We start from the raw sequence: 22451 nt of genomic DNA on the forward strand, positions 1-22451 counted from the left end.
CTGGCTGAATATAACAACGAGCGCCCTCATGAATCCCTGAATAACCTGACGCCGGAAGAATACCGGCTGATAACTGAAAACCCGGAAATCTCAAAAAGTGCGTGGAACTAAAACGGGTGTACTTACACGTGAACATCCAAGAACAACAGCCATTCGTGTTGACCTTCATGTACCCGATTATAAAGATACCGGTGATAGCATTTCTTGCATTATCGATATGAATAAAGGACTCATGTCCCGTTTTATTGAAGCACTTGATGTCCGTATACAGATATTCCTGAAGAACAAAATTAAAAATGGCATGAGAGTCTATCCGTGCCATTTACGCTACGCCTGGGTTAAAGAAATTGATAAAGATAAAACTGATAAACCACACTGGCATGTGGTGTTATTCCTCAATAAGGATGCCTTTCTCGGTCTCGGTGATTATACGGGGAACGATTATAACGTGGCCTCTATGATTCAAGCTGCATGGTTGAGCGCTTTAAAGCTACCTTTAGCTTCTGAATATTTAACGCTGATTCACTTTCCTGATAAACCCTGTTATCACCTGAATATCAATAATCCTCCAGCCTACTCTGAGTCATATAACAGTTTAATGTACCGCCTTAGCTACCTGGCAAAGGAACGTACGAAAGTATACAGCAGTGAGGAACGGTCATTTGGCTGTAGCCAGTCTTGATCGAACAGGGGCTGGTCAGGGTGTTAACGGCCATGGTGTGTGCTTAGAGGAAAGGTGGTCTCATTACCACAACGCCATTTCATCAGCCGTTATTCGGATGAGGCATGACAGGTTGTCAGGACGGCTAATTGACGTCCTCCCCGCCCTAAATGGTCTGCTCCCCTCAATCATCACTCGGAATCAAAAGTAACCATCTATCAACACTGACAAGCACAGCTGACTTCCGCTTTTCGCTCACAGCGGATCTTTGGCTCAGATAGCTTGTCAGCTCATAGCAGGCATCATGCCCCTCAAACCGGCCGGCTTCATGTCAGAAATAGTGTAAGTGTCCAGCCAGCGTCGTGTTGACTGGTGCGGGTTATTTTGCAGGCAGGACAATTAGTAAGAAAGAGTATCGTGTGCTTCGTCCTGCTAATATATCCGGTGTATTAATCATTTGGATGAAGGGTAAAATTCAAAGCTCCTAACGCTCAGTTTAGTCAACAAAACTCGACTTCAAATAGCAAAAAGTTACGTCAGTTCCAAGCCTGTGATACGCTTCCTGAGCATTGTTTTTGTCATAAGAACCAACAAAAGTCATCGTCATGGTCCACTGCCATCTTGCTCGTATGAAGGGTGAACGCAAGATGCGAATTGCAGACGTTGTCAGAGAGAAAGGACTCAGCCGCACGACGGTGACTTTGCTCTACAAAGAGACAGCACAGAGAGTGGATCTGGAAGCGCTCGATAAATTGTGTGAACTATTCGGCCGCGGCATTAGTGAACGGCTAGAACGTGCGACGCCGACAGCCAACAAATTTTAAGTGCACAACGCAACCAGTAGGCAGGGACTTGAAGCATGGTCAATCAAAATCCGGAACAAAAAGCTCGCGACCAAATAGACATAATGCTCGCGCAAGCGGGATGGGTAGTACAAGACAAGAAGAAGATCAATTTTGCCGCTTCAACTGGTGTTGCAGTGCGCGAGTATCAAACCGACGTAGGACCTGCCGATTATGTGCTGTTTGTTGATAGGCAAGCAGTGGGTGTGATTGAAGCCAAACCTGAAACTTGGGGTGAAAAGATCACCACGGTTGAGGATCAGTCACAAGGATATGCTAACGCAACCTTGAAATGGGTAAAAAACAGACAACCTTTGCGCTTTGCTTATGAAAGCACTGGCGTTATTACACGCTTTACTGATGGTTTAGATCCACATCCACGCTCCCGCGAAGTGTTTAGCTTCCACCGCCCGGAAACCCTCGCCAAGTGGATCAAAGAGTCTAAAAGCCTACGAGGTCGTTTGCAGGATTTCCCGCCATTGATTAAAGAAGGTCTGCGTGATTGCCAGATTACGGCCATCACCAACTTAGAAAAGTCCTTCAAACAAGACAAGCCCCGTGCGCTGGTGCAGATGGCCACTGGCTCCGGAAAGACCTTTACTGCGATTACGGCCAGTTATCGCCTGCTACGAGAGCCCGTGAATGCTAATCGCATTCTATTTCTGGTGGATACCAAAAACCTTGGGGAACAGGCCGAACAAGAATTCATGGCCTTCGTACCAAACGACGATAACCGAAAATTCACCGAACTATACACAGTTCAGCGATTGAAAAATCAATACATCGCAAAAGATGCACAGGTTTGTATCAGTACCATCCAACGTATGTACTCCATTTTAAAAGATGAGGCGTTGGACGAATCTCTTGAGGAGCAAAACCCAGCGGAGCATTTCATCAAGCCAAAAGAACCACTACCAGTGGTGTATAACGAAAAGATACCGCCCGAGTTTTTCGATGTGATCATTATAGATGAATGTCATCGCTCAATTTACAACCTGTGGCGGCAGGTACTGGAGTATTTTGATGCTTACCTACTTGGTCTAACCGCCACGCCGGACAATCGCACCTACGGCTTCTTCCGCAAGAATGTTGTCAGCGAGTATAACCACGAAAAAGCCGTGGCCGATGGTGTTAACGTCGGTAATGAAATCTTTGTTATTGAAACCGAAAAGACCAAGCAAGGCGGAAAGATTGAAGCGAAGCAGCAGGTGGAGCGCCGCGAGCGAACTACCCGCCGCAAGCGCTGGGAGCAACAGGATCAGGACGAGGCCTACACTGCAAAGCAACTCGACCGCAACATCGTGAATCCGGACCAAATTCGCACTGTAATCCGTACTTTCAAAGATTCACTGCCGACTATCTTTCCCGGTCGTCAAGAAGTGCCCAAAACACTTATCTTTGCCAAAACTGACAGCCATGCTGATGACATCATTCAAACCGTGCGCGAAGAGTTTGGCGAAAGTAACCTGTTCTGTAAAAAAGTCACCTACCGTGTCGTCAATGATAAAACCGATGCAGAAGGCAAAGTGATTGAAAAAGGTGAAGATCCTAAATCCGTACTCGCTCAGTTCCGCAATGACTATTACCCACGTATTGCGGTTACCGTCGATATGATTGCTACCGGCACCGACGTGAAGGCGCTGGAATGTTTGCTGTTTATGCGTGATGTAAAAAGCAAAAACTACTTTGAACAAATGAAGGGGCGCGGTACCCGTACACTAGATAAAGACAGTCTGCAAAAAGTCACTCCATCCGCGCAGAGTGCTAAAACACACTATGTGATTGTCGATGCTATAGGCGTCACCAAGTCGGTTAAGACAACAAGCCAACCTCTGATCACCAAACCTAGCGTGCCGCTTAAAGACTTGGCCATGGGAGTTATGATGGGCGCAAGCGATATTGATACCGTATCATCACTAGCCGGACGCCTGGCGCGATTAGACAAACAACTTGATGACAAAGAACGTGCCCGTATTGCTGAAAAAGCCGGTGGCATTTCTCTACTTTCTATTGTTGGCGAACTCTTTAACGCCATTGATGGTGACCGCGTAGAGCAAAAAGCCTTGGAAATCGTCGGCCAGCCGGTTGATACCGACCCTGGTGACTATGCCCGTAACAAAGCTCAGCAACAGTTGGTCGGCCAAGTGGCAAACGTGTTTAACGGGGAATTGATTGAGCTGATCGATTCTATCCGTCGCGACAAAGAACAAACCATCGTGCATGATGATCTTGACACGATACTCAAAGCCGAATGGGATGGAGAAACTACCGAAAACGCAATGGTGCTCACCCAGGAATTTGCCGACTATCTGCAAGAGCAAGTCGACGAGATCGATGCACTCGCCATCTACTTCCATACACCTGCACGTAGGTCTGAAGTGACTTACTTACAAATAAAAACTCTCCTAGAAAAACTCAAGCAGGAGCGCCCTAAGCTGGCACCATTACGTATTTGGCATGCTTACGCCCATTTGGATAACTATCAAGGTGAAAACCCTCTGTCCGAACTCACCGCTTTAGTGGCACTGGTTCGCCGGGTGTGCGGAATCGATAGCAATATCACGTCCTTTGGGAACACCGTAAGAAAGAACTTTCAGGATTGGATTATGAAGTACCACTCAGGTAACTCAGAGAAATTTAATGAACAGCAAATGCAATGGCTTCATGCCATTCGCGACCATATCGCTAACTCTTTTCACTTCGAACGTGATGATCTGGATATGACCCCCTTTGATGCCCAAGGTGGTTTGATGGGTATGTATCAGAATTTTGGTGACAAGATGGACTGGGTGATTGAGGAACTAAATAGGGAGTTGGTAGCGTAATGGCGATCAATCTAGGTAAAAACGAACTTCCTAATCAATGGATCATATCAGAACTTCCTGAATTTACTCATATTGTTATGGGTCAGTCACCGTCATCAGAAACTTACAATTTCGATGGTATTGGGTTGCCTTTTTTTCAAGGAAAAGCTGAATTTGGTACAATATACCCTACAATAAGTAAGTATTGTTCGGTACCAAACAAAATTGCGGATGAAGGAGCTACCTTACTTTCAGTAAGAGCACCAGTAGGGCCAACAAATCTAGCTAATATACGTTGTTGTATTGGTAGAGGCTTGGCAGCTATTCACCCAATGGGAGGAATGGATCCTAAGTTTATTCTTTTACTATTTCGCAGCATTGAGCCAAACCTTTCAGGAGAAGGAACAGGATCCACATTTAGTGCAATTACAAAAACCTTTGTGGATGATTTAAAATTTGCGATCCCACCAATCAACGAACAAAAACGCATCGTTGCCAAAATCGAAGAGCTCTTCTCCGAGCTGGATAATGGCATTGCCACTCTGAAAACTGTCCGCGAACAACTCAAAATCTACCGTCAATCCGTGCTAAAACACGCCTTTCAAGGCAAGCTTACAGCGAAGTGGCGTGAAGAAAATGCCGATAAGCTTGAATCCCCTGATCAACTTATCACCCGTATCCAGCAAGAGCGCGAAGTCCGCTTCCAACAACAACTGGAAGACTGGGAAACTGCGGTAAAAGAGTGGGAAGCTAATGACAAAGACGGTAAGAAACCCGTTAAGCCGAAAGAATTTGTAAAACAAGGTGAGGTAGGTCTTGGCTCCGAGCTAGTTTTCGATATTCCTGAAACATGGAAATCTATGCTTATGGGACATGTTTTTTCAGTTCATGTTGGCTCAACCCCAAGTCGGACAAAAAATGAATTCTGGAATGGCGATATTTTTTGGGTAAGTAGTGGCGAAGTAGCTTTCTGCGAAATCAACAAAACTGCTGAGACTATAACTGCTGAAGGATACGAGAATACCTCAACGGAAATACACCAAGAAGGAACCGTTTTGTTAGCAATGATTGGAGAAGGGAAAACGAGAGGACAAGCCGCTATTCTTCGAGTTCCGGCTGCGCACAATCAAAACACTGCCGCAATTAGAGTATCAGAGATTGATCTGCAACCTGAATATATTTATTACTTTCTCCAGTATCAGTATGAACAGACACGACGAGTAGGCTCTGGCAACAATCAAAAAGCGCTGAATAAAAACCGGGTAGCAAGCATTCAATTTCCTCTCTGCTCCATCCAAGAGCAGATCGTAATAGTACAATTACTATCCGAAAAACTGTCTTTTGTCGAAAGCTTAGATAATGAATTAAATATTCAATTAGCTAAAGCTAAAAAACTACGCCTATCTATCCTGAAAAAAGCCTTCTCCGGCCAGTTGGTATCACAAAATTCAAACGATGAGCCTGCTAGTGAACTACTAGCACGCATTCAGGCTGAAAAACATATCACCAGCCCGTGTAGACCCCAAAAGACAAGGAAAACACGTTCAACGTTAGGGCATTAGACGACGCGCTACAAATCAATTTTATATGAAAGCTATATTGTTGCGCTTTCTATCCATTTATCAAGTTAGGACTTTGTAACAGTGAACACATCAACCATCATTTCCAGAGTTTGGAGCTTCTGTACTACCCTGCGCGACGACGGGGTGGGTTATGGCGACTATCTTGAACAGCTTACATATCTGATCTTCCTAAAGATGGCCGATGAGTACTCCAAATCGCCCTATTTTCGTGATGTGGGTATTCCTGCAAAGTATAACTGGCAGGCTCTCACCAGTAAGAAAGGTGCGGAGCTTGAGGTGCTTTACGTAGAGCTACTACGTGAATTAGGCAAGCATAAAGGTATACTAGGCCAGATTTTCACCAAAGCGCAAAACAAGATTCAAGACCCGGCCAAGTTATACCGCCTTATCGATATGATCGATAGCACCCAGTGGATTATGTTGGGTGCAGATGTTAAGGGGGACATCTATGAAGGGTTACTGGAAAAAAATGCAGAAGATACCAAGTCTGGCGCGGGCCAGTATTTTACACCGAGGGCATTGATCCGCGCCATGGTAGAGTGCGTTCGGCCAGAACCTGGAAAAACCATCGCCGACCCTTCATGCGGTACGGGCGGATTTTTCCTCGCTGCCTATGACTTTCTCACAAATCCAGAAAACACCTGTCTCGATAAAGAGCAAAAGTACTTTCTGAAACACTGCACCTTCTATGGTAACGAAATCGTCGCCAATACCCGTCGACTGTGTTTAATGAATATGTTCCTGCACAACATTGGCGAAATTGATGGCGATAGTCTGGTATCTCCCAATGACGCGCTAATCGCGGCAAGCCCTGTTAGCGTGGATTATGTACTCGCTAATCCACCGTTTGGAAAGAAAAGCTCAATGAGCTTCACCAATGAGGAAGGCGAGCAGGAAACAGATGAACTAACCTATAATCGGCAAGATTTTTGGGCCGATACTTCAAATAAGCAGCTCAACTTCGTTCAGCATATTCGCAGCATGCTAAAAACTACCGGCAAGGCAGCGATAGTTGTTCCGGATAATGTGCTGTTTGAGGGAGGAGCAGGAGAAAAGATTCGCAAGAAGCTTTTAGAAAACACAACCCTGCATACTATTCTACGTTTACCCACCGGCATTTTTTACGCACAGGGCGTCAAGGCAAACGTACTGTTTTTCGATAACCAGCCAGCCAGCCCAAAGGCATGGACTAAAGAAGTATGGTTTTATGATTACCGAACAAATATCCATCACACGTTGAAGAAAAAGCCAATGCGCTTTGAGGATTTAGCCGACTTTATTGAATGCTACAACCCTAAAAATCCAACAAGCCGCAAAGAGACTTGGCATCCAGAGAAGAACCAAGAAGGCCGCTGGCGTAAATATAGTGTCGAGGAGTTGCTTGCACGTGACAAAACTAGTTTGGATATTTTCTGGTTAAAAGATAAAAGTTTAACCGATCTTGATAACCTGCCAGAACCGGATGAACTCGCGGAAGGAATCATAGAAAACCTTGAGGCTGGATTAAACAGTTTCCGAGAAGTGCTTAGTGGCCTATCTAAACAATCCACATAAATATTAATTTCTTGTGCAGGATACTGCTAGTATCCTGCCTGAAACGATCCACACTTACAAAATTGTGAGTCGGATCGACAATCGCATAATTTCATCGTATAGATTTAAAATAATCAGCATAAAAAAAGAGGGGCATAAGCCCCTTTTACATTAAGCACGCAAAATAATTTGCTGCTGAACCTGAATAGGCTGCAATGTCTGATATTTTTGCCTTATCAGGTTATATAAATCAGGCATTTCCTCAGCGGATAAAGTTACAATAAGAACATAAGGTAATTCATCCAACTCATCCACATCAACAGGCATCCCGCAATCGCGACCATAATAAGCGATGTCAAAGCAAGGATTAGTTAACTCACCTTCTTTAAAGGTATGTTCACTTCTTAACGTCGTCTCCCATTTATGGGCATCAATGCGCTGCTCATTTTCATCAGCATAAACATTTTTCAGGTTGAAAAGAGGGAACGTGAGTCCATCGCTATCCGAAATGCCTTTACGCATGGTCACTTCCAATCCACTTCTGGTGTAGTTTAAAGGGTGTTCAGCATCTACTGGACTTGAGAAGCAGAATGTTGCCCTCAAATTCACACGACCTTTCATCAGAACTTCAGGAACAGGAATAAGCGCTCGCATGTGTTGGGATGGCTTCAGTTTTCCTTGATAGATAACTTTTACCTCATCATCCCCGCAGAATATCACTTGACTCAGATCATGAGGGAAACGGCCCCAACCTACCTCGTGACGATTAAGTTTTTTACATTCAGCATGATGTATAAGGAGCGCCTTAGCAGTCAGAGGTGTGATGTTGTATTGCAGTGATGAACTTAACGCTATCGCCTGTCGCAACACCAACGGTGCTGAAAAACTCGTTCCGGCAGTGCTGGCAAGCCCATTAAGCATTGGACTGTATACCTGAAAAGGTTCATCCTCATTCCCGCCAAATGCGACCCCATCAGGCTTTACAAAGCCGGGGCTTCGCCCAGGACCTATGCAACTGTAAGAGCAACGCTCCCAGTCATCAGATAAAGATGTCGCCGCACCGACAGACAAACCATTAACTAAGTCTGCTGGAGGCTGGATTCTGTTCAATTGCGCAGGGAGATGACCATCATTTCCTACTGCGATAGTGCAAAGCGTTTCACCAGTTGCAAGAATTTCCTCAAGCGTAGAAGTCCACACATGAACATCATCATCATCTACGGGTAATCTTGGCCCTAAGCTTAAATTCACATAATCATAATGATTCTTTTCTAAAACACTTTTAATTCGTATCAGAACATCAAAAAGATCAACATCCGAATTATTTACATTGGAGTCCAAAACACGATAATGATCAATATTACAAAAGGGCACTGTCAATTTTTCGGTTTCCGTACCCAAAACACCAAATAGAACGGTAGACGTTACATCCTGCCCATGGGAGAGTAACTTAGCACTTGTGGCAGAGTTACCATTAAAGGTGTACTCAGTAACCCACGGGCTGAAATCATCTACCCCAAGGCCGCCGTCAAATATAGCCACCTTCAAATTTTGGTTTACAGCCCCTTCATTCGGCAAACTAAGATGGGATGTTTGTTCCACAGAGCGTGCGATAACTGGTTCACTCAATCTTAATTCTGGAAGTTCTCTTAACGTTCTAAGGAAAGAAAACTCCGCAAGTTTCAAAGCAACATCTTTACTTGCTTTAATTGGCATAAAGGTTAAGCCTTTAACCTTTATGCTTCTTGCTGTATCAATGACTGCACCATTTTGCAAAGCAAAGGATTCAAAAGTATCAATTACGCCTGAAGTATTTTCTGGTGTATGCAGTGCCACCTCAATGCTCATCACTTCATAACCATTGATTGCTTTTACTTTATCTGATACTTCAAGCATTGAAATGCTTTCCAGCGTAATAAAGTCATCCTGCTGTCCCTTCGTTAATGCATCTTTATTGACAGCATCAAGGAATTGCTGAAAATTTTCCTGCTTACCGGAAACATAAATACAGGCCGTAGTATACTCGTCTTTTCGCCCTTTCTTCTTGATATCCTTTCTAGGCTTAATTTTAATAGCTTTACTACCGATGCTACCGAGAGAAAACCGGTCCAGCAGCCCTACAGGAAAATAGCTTTTAGCCAGAAATGTTGGGTGTAATACAAATTTTGCCACAGCCTTGCCTTCCGGCATTGCTGAAATCGGAATTTTATTGATTTCAGCAATCAAATCACTCAACTGTTCGGATATAACAGGTTTATTTTCAGAGTAGGTATAAGGTTTATTCTTACTACCACCTCCACGGTTCAATTTAATTGAACCAGTAAGAGTTTCCCCATATCCTAGCAACATATTTTTATCATTCATTTCCTTCGTCCTCTGCCTTCACAAATTTACTGACCTGAGTTCTAGGTATACCTAGGTCACGTGAAATTTTCCTTTGTGAAACATCTTCAGCTAACATTGTTCTAATAACATCTTCAATAGACTCACCTTCTAATAACTCATCTATCAACGATGAACTTAAAGGCGAGTTTTCTATAATAGAATTACGTTTCGCTTGGTTAATCGCTCTTTCAATTACAGCGTAAGAAACCTTATCCAATCTAGCCGAAATATACTCAGCCAAATCATCACCAATATCTTTAGACATTAAATATCTTTTGATTAGGTCTTTTGTTGGATAGTCAAAATCAATCACTCTATCAAATCGTCTCCAAGCCGCTGGATCGAGTAATTCTGAATGGTTTGTAGCAGCAATTAGTACAGAAGTATTAGGCCACTCATCAATAGCTTGTAAGAGCACAGTAACTAATCGCTTGAGCTCTCCAACATCTGTTGCATCATCTCTTTTCTTAGCAATTGCATCAAATTCATCAAGTAGCAGCACACATGGAAATGACGAAGCATAATTAAGAACCGCTTTTATGTTATTCCCCGTTTTACCTAAATAGCTGCTCATTACACTCGCAAGATCAAGTGTAAGAAGAGGCATATCAAGCTTACAAGCCAACCATTTTGCAGCTAATGTCTTCCCAACTCCAGGAGGCCCTCCCATGAGAAGAGACCTAGAAGGGTGAAGCCCCTCTTTATAAAGACGTTCTTTCATTTCCCATTCGATCACAAACCGATTTAATTGCACATCAGTTTTGCTAGGCCAGACTGGTTCTACATCAATAACCACAGGATAAGTTTCAACTAACAACTTTTGCCTACTGTCAGCATCAACAGGAGCGGCTTTAGGTATAAGTGGCTGGGCGCGCTCAACAGCGACGGCACCACTGGTATGCAGCAGCAAGCTTTCCAGTTTGTTAGCTAACTCTGGAGATTCTTTCTTGAGTTTTTTTGCCATAACTCTCAGTCGCATGAGAAGGCTTTCCCTTTTCCCTGCAAGCGCATCACTGACTACATCAATGAGCATTTCATTCGTAACATTAATCATTCAACCACCTTCACGGCAAACACCAACCACAATAAAAACAATCATACACCAATAATGCTAAATAGCAGCCCAATCAGAGCCAAAAAACCGAACAATCGAACCAGTTTGGCCAAAAACCGAACCACATCACACATACAATGAGAATGATGTAAAAATAACACGTAATTACTGCCATCAGCGCTCGCTCGTATTCCCGCCACGCCTGCCCGCTTTACGCAGCGGTTTGCATGCGCCTGAATGACATAAGCAAAGGCCCGCGATTGCTGGCGGGCCTTAAGCTAAAACATCCTCAAACGATCAAGCATACTAATGATGTATAGACATGCACTACTGACGCATCAATAATCAAAGTAAGTGTCATTATCATCAACGGGGAGCAGGTCAAAGACCTTCTATATGTAAAAGACCTCTAGTTAAGACATGAAACCATATCCCTAATTTTCAACAATGTTTTGCAAAATCAAATGGGTTTACTCCCTTCTCCCTATTCATATCCAGAAAATCCGCCCACCACTGCAACATCAACCTTCTCTCCCCCAAATGCTCGGCCTTATGAATGTAAGCCGCACGCTCAGAGTTTCGCTCCTGATGACTCATCTGCCGCTCTACCGCATCCCTCGACCACAAGCCTGATTCAATCAAAGAGCTACACGCCATCGTTCTGAAACCGTGTCCGCACACTTCCGTTTTTGTATCGTAGCCCATCACCCGCAGCGCCTTATTAACCGTGTTCTCACTCATAGGCTTAAGCGGATCGTGATCGCCTACGAAAATCAGCTCTCGATTCCCATTCATGCTTTTAATCTTTTCCAGAATAGTTAAGGCTTGCCGCGACAAAGGAACAAGATGAGGAGTCCGCATCTTTGAACCACGCTGAGAATGTTTAACGCCTTCAAGCGGTTCACGCTCACCCGGAATTGTCCACATGGCTGTTTCAAAATCTACTTCTGACCAGCGGGCAAAACGCAGCTCGCTTGAACGGATGAAAACCAACAAAGTCAGTTCAATCGCCAGTCGGGTTAACGGCCTGCCAGAATAGTGATCGATGCGGTGAAGCAATTCAGGAATGCGATTAAGTTCCAGGGCAGCACGGTGCTGTCTTTTCGCCGTAGCAACCGCACCAGCAATCTCCTGCGCGGGGTTATAATCGATTAAGCCGCTCTGCACAGCAAAGCGCATAATCGCGGTAGTACGCTGCTGTAAACGAGCAGCGACTTCAAGACGCCCGGATGACTCCACCGCTTTGATGGGTACAAGAAGATCCCGAGTCTTAAGCTCCGCAATATTCCTCTTACCAATAGCAGCAAAGAGATTATCTTCCAGGCTTTTTAATACACGAGCGCTATGCGATGCAGACCATTTCTGATTGCTGGCATGCCAGTCTCTGGCGACCACTTCAAACGTTATCGCCTCTTGCTCCTGCTCTACCTTACCGGCTTTCTTGTTCTCACTGGGATCGACACCATTAGCTAACAGCTTACGAGCCTCATCCCGGCGTGCTCTGGCATCCGCCAGCGAGACTTCGGGGTATTTCCCCAGCGCCAGCATTTTCTCTTTACCACCGAAGCGATAACGTAGCCGCCAGTATTTGGAGCCGTTGGGGTGAACCAGCAAAACCATGCCATCACCGTCAGTCAGTTTATAGGCTTTTGCTTCAGACTTAGCCGAACGAACCTTCACATCACTCAGAGCCATGATGAATATCCTTTCAAGGGTTCTATGTGGGTACAAACATTATCGAACCGGGATATACCCGCAGTTGTACTCGCATCAGTAAGTTGATGTAGATTGAATCAGGTTGAGTGGAAAATCGCGGAAGGCCTTGCGGATACTGGATTTCAGACACAAAAAAAGACGTCCGTTGACGTCTATTGATGTTCCGATGGTGCCGAAGGCCGGACTCGAACCGGCACGTATCTCTACGGTTGATTTTGAATCAACTGCGTCTACCGATTTCGCCACTTCGGCACTGAAGGGGTATGCGGAAACGTTGTGGATTATACCTGTCGCTGGCGGCCTTGCAAGCGGCGCTATGCGTAAGTGGCGTTAAGTGCTGAATTTTTCAGCGGCCTGTAGTTTTGCTCCCTGACCCCTCTATGAACAACTCTGCGGTTTACATCCCCGCTCGTTTGCGATGTGATTTGCTTTCAGCCTGGCCATGCAACGGAGCTCCTCATGCCCAACCCAAACACCACGTCCCCCATGCGAGTCGCCATCATCGGGCCGGGGCAGATCGCTGAGAACGTGCACGCGGCTTACTATGCGACTAATCCTTCTCTGGCTTTGGTGGCGGCCTGCGGGCGCGATCTGGCGCGTACTCAGGCATTTGCGGCTAAACTCGGCATCCCGGCGGCGTATGACGATGTCGGGCAGATGCTGCGTGAGGCGAAGCCGGAGATTGTCAGCGTTTGTTCGCCTAACATTCTGCACTACGATCACGTGATGCAGGCGCTGGAGGCGGGTTGCCATGTGTTGTGCGAGAAGCCGCCGGCGATGACGGTGGCACAGGCCGACGAGATGCGGCGGGCGGCGAAAAAGGCTAATCGGGTATTGGCCTACAACTTTCACCATCGCTTTGCACTGGACAGCGCCCTGCTGCGCGAGCAAGTTCAGGCCGGGGCGCTGGGGGATGTCTATGTCACCACGGCCAAAGCCCTGCGCCGCAGCGGCGTGCCTTCTTGGGGGAATTTCATCAGCAAGGATTCGCAGGGCGGCGGCCCGCTGATCGATCTCGGCATTCATATGCTGGACGCTGCGCTGTACGTGCTCGGCTTCCCCAAAGTCACACGGGTGATGGCCCACAGCTTCCGCAGGCTGGGCAACACGAAAAACAGCGGCCAGTTTGGCGAGTGGGATCCGGCGCTTTATACGGTAGAAGACGCGCTGTTCGGCGTGGTCGAGTTCGAAGGCGGCGCTATTCTACGTTTGGACACCTCTTTTATTCTCAACGTGGAAGAAACCTCGCAAATGAACGTCGAGTTCTGCGGCGAACGCGCCGGTGCCACGCTGTTCCCGGCGCATATTTACCACGACCGTGATGGCAGACTGGAAACGATCCATCGCCGCGAGGCCGCCGACGATCGCCGCCATTTCCACGCCATGGAAAGCTTTGTGCGCCACGTTCAGGGTGAACCGAGTATGGTGGCCAATGCCGAACAGGGTTATGTCGTGCAGCAGATCGTCGCCGCGCTCTACGCTTCGGCGGAACAGGGCGGCGGCTGGGTAACGCTGTAACCCTCCCGGGCACATTCCACCAGGTCGCTCCCCCGCCCAATGTTCTACACTGGTTGCAGAGCCAATATGGAGGAAGAGCGATGTCTGTTATCAAAAGTTATGCGGCGCCAAAGGCCGGTGCGGAGCTGGCGCTTCAGGATTTCGACGCGGGCGATCTGCTGCCGGAAGATGTCGAGGTTAAGGTCGAGTACTGCGGCATCTGCCACTCGGATCTGTCGATGATCGACAACGAATGGGGGTTCTCGCAGTATCCGCTGGTCGCCGGGCATGAGGTGATTGGTCGCGTGCACGCGCTGGGATCGGCGGCACAGAACAAAGGGCTAAAAGTCGGCCAACGCGTGGGCATCGGCTGGACAGCCAGAAGCTGTGGCCACTGCGATGCGTGTATCAGCGGCAGCCAGATAAACTGCCAGGCAGGCAGCGTCCCGACCATCGTAAACCACGGCGGCTTTGCCGACAAAATTCGCGCGGACTGGCAATGGGTAATCCCGCTGCCGGATTCTATTGATATCGAATCTGCCGGGCCGCTGCTGTGCGGCGGCATCACGGTGTTTAAACCGCTGCTGATGCACCACATCACCGCCACCAGCCGCGTGGGCGTGATCGGCATCGGCGGCCTCGGGCATATCGCTATCAAACTGCTGCATGCTATGGGCTGCGAGGTGACGGCGTTCAGCTCTAACCCGTCCAAAAAAGAAGAAGTACTGGCGATGGGTGCAGATAAAGTGGTGAACAGCCGCGATCCGGCCGCGTTAACCGCGCTGGCGGGTCAGTTTGATCTGATCATTAACACCGTCAGCGTTGATCTCGAGTGGCAGCCCTATTTCGAAGCGCTGGCCTACAGCGGCACGTTCCACACCGTTGGCGCGGTGATGAAACCGTTCCAGATTCGCTCCGGCACGCTGATCGGCGGCGACCGCAGCCTCTCCGGGTCGGCAACTGGCTCTCCGCACGAGCTGCGTTCGCTGATGAAGCTGGTCAGCCGGGCGAAGGTTCAGCCGCAGATCGAGCTGTACCCGATGTCGAAAATCAACGAAGCCATCCAGCACGTGCGCGACGGCAAAGCCCGCTACCGCGTGGTGTTGAAAGCGGATTTCTGATGTAAGAAAGGCTCCCTCGGGAGCCTTGTGAGTTACTTCACCAGCCCCGCAAATACCGAAGCGACGGCGACTGCACCCGGATCTTTCACGCCATCGAGGTTGTCGCGGTTCACATAGGACGCGCGCCCGGCGTTGGCTTTTTGCATCTTCGCCGTGTCGGCCGCGCCCTTCTCTGCTGCCTTCGCGGCGGCTTTCAGGTCTTTATCCCTTAGCGCCTCCAGCGCTGGCTGCAGGGCGTCGATTAACGTTCTGTCGCCCAGATCCGCGCCACCGTAGCGCTTCATCTGCGCCAGGCCAAACAGCAGGGACTCCGCCAGCGGCTGCTTCTCACTGACTTTTTGCCCGGCGGCGGTGAAGAAGATCGACATCAGCACGCCGCTGGAGCCGCCCATCACGGTTGCCAGTCGCTCTCCCACCAGCCCCAGCAGCGCGGCGGTATCGTTCAGCGGCAGCTTGCCTTTGTCATTCAGGTTGGCGATGTCGCGCGCGCCTTCGGCAAAGGTTGAGCCGGTGTCACCGTCACCCACTTTTGCATCCAGCGCGTTGAGGTGGTTTTCCTGGGCGATCAGCGTTTTCGTCACGCTCGCCACCAGGGCTTTCACTTCGTCGTTAGCGGAAGGCTTCACTTCGCGATCTTCACGGATAGCGCTCTGCTTCTGCTCCGGCATCGGGTGGTGTTTCACCATCGGCTGCCAGCCCGCGGTTTCCACCTCGAATTCCAGCGCCTGAATAAAGCCCGGGGTCAGCTTAATGGCGGAGAGCGAGAAGCCTTTCATGTCCAGGGCGCTGACCAGCGGCGCGGGGCCGATGAGATATTTGATCTGCGAGCCGAGATCCGAATGCATCAGCTCTTTGGTCAGCAGCGCCATTTCCAGCGAGGAAACGCCGCCGAGGTTGTTGATCAGCACCGCGAGGTCATTGTCTTTGCCCGTCGCTTTGCGCAGATGCTTCACCAGCGTGGCAATCACTTCTTTACTGTTTTGCGTATCCACCGTGCTGGCACCCGGCTCGCCGTGAATGCCCAGCCCAAGCTCGACGTGGCCGCCTTTAATACGCCCTTCTTCTTCCCCGCTGCCCGGCAGGTTGCAGGTTTGCATCGCCACGCCCATGCTGGCAATGCTGTCGCAGGCTTTTTGCGCGATGTCCCGCACGTCGCCGAGCGATTTGCCCTGCTCTGCCGCATAGCCCGCAATTTTATGCACCAGCGCCGTGCCGGCGATGCCGCGCGGCTGTTTGTTATCCGGCAGCGAAATGTCGTCCCCGACAATCACCATCTCGACCTTGAGGCCGTGCTTTTTGGCTTTCTCGGCGGCCAGGCCGAAGTTAAGCCTGTCCCCGGTGTAGTTTTTGACGATCAGCAGGCAACCGCGATCGCCGGTGACGCCGACAATCGCGTTCAGCACCGCGTCCACGCTCGGGGAAGCAAACAGGTCACCGCACACCGCCGCAGTCAGCATCCCTTTGCCGACGAAGCCGACGTGCGCCGGTTCGTGGCCAGAGCCGCCGCCGGAGATAATCGCCACTTTGCTTTTGTCCCAGTCGCTGCGGGCCACCACGCGGATCGCCGGATCGATATCCAGCCGCACAAGGTTGCGGTAGCGGGAACTGACAATGACGCCTTCGATGGCATCGTTAACCAACTGCTTGCGATCGTTATAAAAGAATCTGGACATAGCTTTCCCTGGTTGTGTAAGAGATCTGCCAAGCATAGTCCTTTGCCGGGCCGACGGGGTAAACATGGGAAGATCCTGATGCTCAATTCGTGCGGAAGGCTATGCTTTAGACAAATGTTGCCACAGGGAAACGCTCATGACTGAACCACTGCTGATTGCCAGAACCAAAGAGACCGAACTGCATATTCTGCCCAACATGGCGAACCGCCACGGATTAATCACCGGCGCAACCGGGACGGGCAAAACCGTGACGCTACAAAAGCTGGCTGAATCCTTCTCAGAGATTGGCGTGCCGGTGTTTATGGCCGACGTAAAGGGAGATTTAACCGGCGTGGCCGAAGCAGGTACAGAGTCCGAGAAACTCCTCGCCAGGCTTGCCAATATCGGCGTAACGGACTGGTCGCCGCACGGCAACCCGGTGGTGCTGTGGGATATCTTCGGGGAGAAAGGCCATCCGGTGCGCGCCACCGTCTGCGATCTCGGGCCTTTGCTGCTGGCGCGGCTGTTGAACCTGAACGAGGTGCAAAGCGGCGTGCTGCAAATCATCTTCCGCATTTCTGACGACCAGGGCCTGCCGCTGCTGGACTTTAAGGATCTGCGCGCCCTCACCCAGTACATCGGCGACAACGCCAAATCCTTCCAGACTCAGTACGGCAATATCAGTAGTGCTTCCGTGGGCGCTATCCAGCGCGGGCTGCTTTCCCTCGAGCAGCAGGGCGCGGAGTATTTCTTCGGCGAGCCGATGCTGGATATCAAAGACTGGATGCGAACCGACGCAAACGGTAAAGGGATCATCAACATTCTGTCGGCGGAAAAGCTCTACCAGATGCCAAAACTGTACGCCGCCAGCCTGCTGTGGATGCTGTCTGAGCTTTACGAGCAGCTGCCGGAAGCGGGCGATCTCGATAAGCCGAAGCTGGTGTTTTTCTTCGACGAAGCGCACCTGCTGTTTAACGATGCTCCGCAGGTTCTGCTGGATAAAATCGAGCAGGTGATCCGCCTGATCCGCTCCAAAGGCGTGGGCGTGTACTTCGTGACGCAAAACCCTGCCGATGTGCCCGATATTGTGCTTGGCCAGTTGGGTAACCGCGTCCAGCACGCTCTGCGTGCGTTTACGCCCAAAGACCAGAAGGCGGTGAAAGCGGCGGCGCAGACCATGCGGGCGAATCCGGCTTTCGATACCGAAAAGGCTATTCAGGAGCTGGGCACCGGCGAGGCGCTGATCTCCTTCCTGGACGCCAAAGGCAGCCCGACGGTGGTCGAGCGCGCGATGGTGATCGCCCCTTGTTCGCGCATGGGGCCGGTGACGGACGACGAGCGTAACAGCCTGCTAAATCATTCCCCGCTGTACGGCAAGTATGACGAGGTGATTGACCGGGAGTCAGCTTACGAGCTCCTTCAAAAAGGCGTGCAGGCTGCGGGAGAGCAGCAGGATGCGCCGCCGGCCAAAGGCCAGAGCGTGGCGGTGGATGACGGGATCCTCGGCGGACTGAAGGATATTCTGTTCGGCAGCACCGGGCCGCGAGGCGGCAAGCGCGATGGCGTGGTGCAGACGATGGCGAAGAGTGCGGCCCGGCAGGTAACGAACCAGATTATTCGCGGCGTACTGGGCAGCATTATGGGGGGACGTAAGCGGTAGGTTCTGCGATTTCCCCCTCACCCTGACCCTCTCCCTCAAGGGAGAGGGGATCTTTCTCTTTCTGCCTTACCGTTTGCGCCTATCCATGTGGGAGAGGGGATTTTTCTCTTTCTGCCCGTTCAATTGAGCCAGTACTTCTTTCTTTCCCCCTCTCCCTTCCAGGGAGAGGGCCGGGGTGAGGGTAATAACCTCTGCAATAACAGCCATATGACTCACCATGCCAGTTTTGTGCTAGATTACGCCGGTTTTTGGAAATCAGTCAGAAGAAAAGATTAAATAATGCGCAAATTCTGGACAAAAGAAGAAACTTTGTGGAGTTTCGCCTTATATGGTACTGCCGTTGGCGCAGGAACCCTTTTTCTCCCTATTCAGCTCGGCTCCGCCGGCGCCATCGTTTTGCTTCTTACGGCCTTGATTGCCTACCCGCTGACCTACTGGCCGCACCGGGCACTGTGTCAGTTCATCCTGTCGGCAAAAACCTCAGGCAGCGGCGGCATCACCAGCGCCGTGACACACTACTACGGCAAAACTATCGGCAACCTGATCACCGGGCTCTACTTCCTGGCGTTCTTCGTGGTGATCCTGATTTATGCCGTCGCGATTACCAACTCGCTCATAGAACAGTTAGCCAAACATGGGCCAATTACCACCACAATCAGAGTCCTGGTTAGCCTCGGCGTTGTCGCGGCGCTGAACCTGATTTTTCTGATGGGGAGACAAGTCACCATCAAAGTGATGGGGTTCCTGGTTTTCCCACTAATTGCCTACTTCCTGTTTTTATCCCTCTATTTAACCAGCAGCTGGCAGACTTCCTTGCTAACCGAGGGCTTAGTCCTCGACCGCCACGCGCTGGGTGAGATCTGGATGTCGATTCCGGTGATGGTTTTTGCCTTCAGCCACACGCCCATTATCTCCACTTTTGCCGTAGCGCAGCGCGAAAGCCACGGCGAAGGCGCGATGAATAACTGCAAAAAAATCATGCGGGTCGCTTACTTTGTGATTTGCTGCAGCGTGCTGTTCTTCGTGTTTAGCTGTTTCCTGTCGATTCCAGCTCAGGACATTACGGCGGCGAAGGCGCAGGGTCTGACTATTCTGTCCGCACTGTCGATGGTGCCGGGCACGCCCGCCTGGCTGGGCATTTCAGGCTTTATCGTGGCGATAGTGGCGATGTCCAAGTCCTTCCTCGGCACCTATTTCGGGGTGATTGAAGGGGCGACGGCGATTGTTAAATCCACGCTGGGCGCCGCCGGAATGAGCAAGAGCCGGGCTTTCTGCCGGGCGCTGTCCCTTACCCTGATTTCCCTGCTGACCTTCGTGGTGTGCTATATCAACCCGAATGCGCTGGCGATGATTTACGCCATCAGCGGACCGCTTATCGCATTGATTTTATTTATTATGCCAACGCTGTCGACCTATCTGGTGCCCGCGCTTAAGCCGTGGCGTTCGCTGGCTAATCTGCTGACGCTGATTATCGGGATTTTGTGTGTGTCGGTGATGTTTATTCACTGATTTCCCTCACCCCGACCCTCTCCCAAAGGGAGAGGGGGAAAGAAGCACAGTGTCCTCGTCAGACCTGCAGTTCGAGGCAAATGAAAGAAAAGCAGAATAGTATCAGTCAGATCCCCTCTCCCTTTTAGGGAGAGGGTTAGGGTGAGGGTAAACTTATCCCGCTCTTTTCGTCAGCATCCAGAGACTGATCAGCAGGAAGGTCACACTGGGCAGCAGCGCTCCCAGAATCGGTGGAATGTTATACACCAGCGTTAGCGGGCCAAACACCTGATCCAGCACGTAGAAGATAAAACCGAAGCTTATCCCCGTCACCACCCTCACGCCCATCGGCACGCTTCGCAGCGGGCCAAAGATGAACGACAGCGCCATTAACATCATGACCGCCACCGAGACAGGGGCGAAAATCTTGCTCCACATATTCAGCTGGTAGCGTCGGGAATCCTGGCCGCTGGTTTTCAGGTACTTGACGTAATCATACAGTCCGCTGATCGACAGCGAGTCAGGATCAAGCGCAACGACGCCAAGTTTGTCTGGCGTCAGGTTAGTTTTCCACTCCCCACTCACCGTTTGCGACCCGGTAATCTGCCTGGGATCGGAGAGATTTGATTCGTCAACCTGCGACAGACGCCAGACTTTATGTTCGGCGTCATACTTCGCCGCCGCGGCATTGCGAACTGAAAGCAGGCGACGCTCACCGTTGAAATGGTAAATCATGATGCCGGCAATTTCTGTCTCGCTGTTGACGTGATCGATATACACGAAGTCATGGCCGTCTTTCGCCCAAATGGAGTTGGTTGTGGACAGCAATGAGCCGCCAAGCAGCATTTGCGCCCGGTAATTACGCGCCATTTGATCGCCCTGCGGCGCAACCCACTCGCCGATTGCCATTGTCAGCAGAACCAGCGGAATCGCGGTTTTCATTACCGAGGAAGCGATTTGCATACGCGTAAAGCCGGAAGCCTGCATCACCACCAGCTCACTGCGCTGAGCAAGCATCCCAAGCCCCAGTAGCGCGCCTAATAACGCGGCCATCGGGAAGAAGATCTGAACATCTTTTGGCACGCTGAGCAGAGTGTACATCCCCGCGCCCAGCGCGGAATAAGAGCCCTGACCCGTTTTCTTCAGCTGGTCAACGAACTTAATGATCCCCGACAGCGACACCAGCATGAACAGTGTCATCATGATGGTGTTCAGGATGGTTTTACCGATGTAACGGTCAAGTACGCCAAACATTTAAGCCGCTCCTTTATAGCTAAAGCGGGCACGCACTTTGCGCATAGGTACCGTATCCCACAGGTTCAGGACAACCGCCAGCGCCAGATACGCCAGGTTGACCGCCCACATCCAAATCATCGGATCCAGCTTTTCCTTTGACCCGCTGGAACGTAAAGAGCTTTGCAGCAGGAAGAAAACTAAATAGAGCAGCATGGCTGGAAGCATCGACAGCACGCGTCCCTGACGCGGGTTCACCACGCTCAGCGGGACCACCATCAGGGCCATAATCACCACCGACATGATGAGCGTCAGGCGCCAGTGCAGCTCGGCACGCGCAGAGGGCTCAGGATTTTTCCACAGTTCGCTCATGCTCATTTGGCTGATATCGGAAGCATCAAGCATCACCGCCTGATGGCCCACCACGGCCTGGTAGTCTTTAAAATCTGTAATACGGAAATCGCGCAGCGTTGAGGTTCCCTCAAATCGCGAGCCGCTATTCAGCTTAACAATTTGCGAGCCGTCCTGGCGCTGGAAGATTTGGCCAGAGTCCGCGACCACAACGGAGGGCCGTGTGTTGCCCTTCGGACGTACCTGAGCAAGGAAAACATCTTTGAACTCTTTCCCCTGCACGCTTTCGATAAACAGTACCGCGCTGCCGTTGGTCGCGACCTGGAACTGCCCTTGCGCCAGGGCGGCCATGCCAGGGTTAGATCTGGCTTCAGCCAGCACTTCGTCCTGGTGACGAGCGGACCACGGGCTTAGCCACATCACGTTTACCGCGGCCACAATACCGGTGAAGAGTGCGAGAACCATCGCGGCTTTGACCAGTACTGCTTTACTCAGACCGCAGGCATGCATTACCGTGATTTCACTCTCGGTGTACAAGCGGCCGAGCGTCATCAGCAAGCCGAGGAAAAGGCTCAGGGGAAGGATTAGCTGCGCCATTTCAGGCACACCTAAACCCAGTAAAGATAACACCAAATTTGTTGGGATTTCGCCGTCGGCAGCAGCACCGAGGATCCTGACCAGCTTCTGAGCAAAGAAAATCAGCAGCAGGATGAAAAGGATCGCCAGCTGGCTTTTAAGCGTCTCCCGAACCAGATACTTTATGATAATCACATTAAATACGCCTGTAGAAACGAGTCTTTTTGCAGGAAAATCGCTTGTTTCATCGCTTATACGTCATTTATTCTCTTTAATCGTCGAAAACATCGCTAAG

Annotated in this window: 16 protein-coding genes, 1 tRNA gene and 1 pseudogene; 10 read left to right on the forward strand and 8 right to left on the reverse strand. The window is 50.1% G+C overall.

The genetic code is table 11. The features are described from left to right. The 6 genes and pseudogenes from F3J29_RS19680 to F3J29_RS19705 form a co-directional block, all read left to right on the forward strand. Nucleotides 1–111, forward strand: a pseudogene (locus F3J29_RS19680) (integrase); the annotation flags it as partial. Further along, a complete protein-coding gene (locus F3J29_RS19685) occupies nucleotides 98–682 on the forward strand; it encodes an inovirus Gp2 family protein (protein WP_166868656.1) in 585 nt (194 codons plus the stop codon). The pseudogene F3J29_RS19680 and the gene F3J29_RS19685, both read left to right, overlap by 14 nt. Nucleotides 683–1290: 608 nt before the next feature. Next, a complete protein-coding gene (locus F3J29_RS19690) occupies nucleotides 1291–1485 on the forward strand; it encodes a helix-turn-helix domain-containing protein (protein WP_502706573.1) in 195 nt (64 codons plus the stop codon). A 35-nt stretch (nucleotides 1486–1520) separates the two neighbouring features. Continuing rightward, a complete protein-coding gene (locus tag F3J29_RS19695; RefSeq protein WP_166868660.1) occupies nucleotides 1521–4328 on the forward strand; it encodes a type I restriction endonuclease subunit R in 2808 nt (935 codons plus the stop codon). Beyond that, complete coding sequence (locus tag F3J29_RS19700) at nucleotides 4328–5869, forward strand: restriction endonuclease subunit S (protein WP_166868662.1); 1542 nt, start codon at nucleotides 4328–4330, stop codon at nucleotides 5867–5869. The genes F3J29_RS19695 and F3J29_RS19700 overlap by 1 nt, the downstream gene beginning before the upstream one ends. Nucleotides 5870–5950: 81 nt before the next feature. Continuing rightward, the gene (locus tag F3J29_RS19705; RefSeq protein ID WP_166868664.1) at nucleotides 5951–7444 is read left to right on the forward strand and encodes a class I SAM-dependent DNA methyltransferase; all 1494 of its coding nucleotides are present in this window, start codon (nucleotides 5951–5953) and stop codon (nucleotides 7442–7444) included. A gap of 150 nt (nucleotides 7445–7594) precedes the next feature. Here F3J29_RS19705 and F3J29_RS19710 read toward each other — a convergent pair whose 3' ends face one another. The 4 genes from F3J29_RS19710 to F3J29_RS19725 form a co-directional block, all read right to left on the reverse strand. Beyond that, complete coding sequence (locus F3J29_RS19710; RefSeq protein WP_166868666.1) at nucleotides 7595–9787, reverse strand: S8 family peptidase; 2193 nt, start codon at nucleotides 9785–9787, stop codon at nucleotides 7595–7597. Further along, nucleotides 9780–10862 (reverse strand): AAA family ATPase, encoded by a 1083-nt coding sequence (locus tag F3J29_RS19715; protein WP_166868668.1) that lies wholly within the window; start codon nucleotides 10860–10862, stop codon nucleotides 9780–9782. The genes F3J29_RS19710 and F3J29_RS19715 overlap by 8 nt, the downstream gene beginning before the upstream one ends. A 441-nt stretch (nucleotides 10863–11303) precedes the next feature. Then, the gene (locus F3J29_RS19720; protein WP_166868670.1) at nucleotides 11304–12557 is read right to left on the reverse strand and encodes a tyrosine-type recombinase/integrase; all 1254 of its coding nucleotides are present in this window, start codon (nucleotides 12555–12557) and stop codon (nucleotides 11304–11306) included. A gap of 188 nt (nucleotides 12558–12745) precedes the next feature. Further along, nucleotides 12746–12830: transfer RNA gene (locus tag F3J29_RS19725), tRNA-Leu, on the reverse strand. Nucleotides 12831–13037: 207 nt separating this feature from the next. On the opposite strand from F3J29_RS19725, the gene F3J29_RS19730 reads away from it, so the two are divergent. Then, on the forward strand, nucleotides 13038–14096 hold the full coding sequence (locus tag F3J29_RS19730; protein ID WP_166868672.1) for a Gfo/Idh/MocA family protein: 1059 nt from the start codon (nucleotides 13038–13040) through the stop codon (nucleotides 14094–14096). A gap of 80 nt (nucleotides 14097–14176) precedes the next feature. Then, nucleotides 14177–15196: an NADPH-dependent aldehyde reductase Ahr gene (ahr, locus tag F3J29_RS19735; RefSeq protein WP_166868673.1), complete on the forward strand. Its 1020-nt coding sequence runs from the start codon at nucleotides 14177–14179 to the stop codon at nucleotides 15194–15196. A 32-nt stretch (nucleotides 15197–15228) separates the two neighbouring features. On the opposite strand, the gene F3J29_RS19740 is transcribed toward ahr, so the two are convergent. Continuing rightward, nucleotides 15229–16869: a dihydroxyacetone kinase subunit DhaK gene (locus F3J29_RS19740; RefSeq protein WP_166868675.1), complete on the reverse strand. Its 1641-nt coding sequence runs from the start codon at nucleotides 16867–16869 to the stop codon at nucleotides 15229–15231. A gap of 136 nt (nucleotides 16870–17005) precedes the next feature. Here F3J29_RS19740 and F3J29_RS19745 point away from each other — a divergent pair, with 136 nt between their 5' ends. Next, the gene (locus tag F3J29_RS19745; RefSeq protein WP_166868677.1) at nucleotides 17006–18508 is read left to right on the forward strand and encodes a helicase HerA-like C-terminal domain-containing protein; all 1503 of its coding nucleotides are present in this window, start codon (nucleotides 17006–17008) and stop codon (nucleotides 18506–18508) included. Nucleotides 18509–18574: 66 nt separating this feature from the next. Here the strand turns inward: F3J29_RS19745 and F3J29_RS19750 are convergent, their stop codons facing one another. Then, complete coding sequence (locus tag F3J29_RS19750) at nucleotides 18575–18715, reverse strand: hypothetical protein (RefSeq protein ID WP_166868679.1); 141 nt, start codon at nucleotides 18713–18715, stop codon at nucleotides 18575–18577. Between the two features lie 72 nt (nucleotides 18716–18787). Between F3J29_RS19750 and F3J29_RS19755 the strand changes: the two genes are divergently transcribed. After that, nucleotides 18788–20017 carry an amino acid permease gene (locus F3J29_RS19755; RefSeq protein WP_045784056.1) on the forward strand — a complete coding sequence of 410 codons (1230 nt, stop codon included), beginning with the start codon at nucleotides 18788–18790 and terminating at the stop codon, nucleotides 20015–20017. A gap of 153 nt (nucleotides 20018–20170) precedes the next feature. Here F3J29_RS19755 and lptG read toward each other — a convergent pair whose 3' ends face one another. Then, nucleotides 20171–21250 carry an LPS export ABC transporter permease LptG gene (gene lptG, locus F3J29_RS19760; protein ID WP_166868681.1) on the reverse strand — a complete coding sequence of 360 codons (1080 nt, stop codon included), beginning with the start codon at nucleotides 21248–21250 and terminating at the stop codon, nucleotides 20171–20173. After that, nucleotides 21251–22351, reverse strand: a complete 1101-nt coding sequence (lptF, locus tag F3J29_RS19765; RefSeq protein WP_166868682.1) for an LPS export ABC transporter permease LptF — start codon at nucleotides 22349–22351, stop codon at nucleotides 21251–21253. Nucleotides 22352–22451 lie beyond the last annotated feature (100 nt).

The organism is Enterobacter sp. Cy-643 (genome assembly GCF_011752815.1).
In the GTDB taxonomy this organism is placed as follows: domain Bacteria; phylum Pseudomonadota; class Gammaproteobacteria; order Enterobacterales; family Enterobacteriaceae; genus Cedecea.

Excerpts from the sequence above, each read along its gene's own strand:
- F3J29_RS19740 (WP_166868675.1), bottom strand. The coding sequence starts at position 16,869 with ATGTCCAGATTCTTTTATAACGATCGCAAGCAGTTGGTTAACGATGCC.
- F3J29_RS19730 (WP_166868672.1), top strand. The coding sequence starts at position 13,038 with ATGCCCAACCCAAACACCACGTCCCCCATGCGAGTCGCCATCATCGGG.
- F3J29_RS19745 (WP_166868677.1), top strand. The coding sequence starts at position 17,006 with ATGACTGAACCACTGCTGATTGCCAGAACCAAAGAGACCGAACTGCAT.
- F3J29_RS19720 (WP_166868670.1), bottom strand. The coding sequence starts at position 12,557 with ATGGCTCTGAGTGATGTGAAGGTTCGTTCGGCTAAGTCTGAAGCAAAA.
- F3J29_RS19700 (WP_166868662.1), top strand. The coding sequence starts at position 4,328 with ATGGCGATCAATCTAGGTAAAAACGAACTTCCTAATCAATGGATCATA.
- F3J29_RS19750 (WP_166868679.1), bottom strand. The coding sequence starts at position 18,715 with ATGGCTGTTATTGCAGAGGTTATTACCCTCACCCCGGCCCTCTCCCTG.
- lptG (WP_166868681.1), bottom strand. The coding sequence starts at position 21,250 with ATGTTTGGCGTACTTGACCGTTACATCGGTAAAACCATCCTGAACACC.
- F3J29_RS19710 (WP_166868666.1), bottom strand. The coding sequence starts at position 9,787 with ATGAATGATAAAAATATGTTGCTAGGATATGGGGAAACTCTTACTGGT.
- F3J29_RS19690 (WP_502706573.1), top strand. The coding sequence starts at position 1,291 with ATGAAGGGTGAACGCAAGATGCGAATTGCAGACGTTGTCAGAGAGAAA.
- F3J29_RS19755 (WP_045784056.1), top strand. The coding sequence starts at position 18,788 with ATGCGCAAATTCTGGACAAAAGAAGAAACTTTGTGGAGTTTCGCCTTA.
- F3J29_RS19715 (WP_166868668.1), bottom strand. The coding sequence starts at position 10,862 with ATGATTAATGTTACGAATGAAATGCTCATTGATGTAGTCAGTGATGCG.
- F3J29_RS19695 (WP_166868660.1), top strand. The coding sequence starts at position 1,521 with ATGGTCAATCAAAATCCGGAACAAAAAGCTCGCGACCAAATAGACATA.
- ahr (WP_166868673.1), top strand. The coding sequence starts at position 14,177 with ATGTCTGTTATCAAAAGTTATGCGGCGCCAAAGGCCGGTGCGGAGCTG.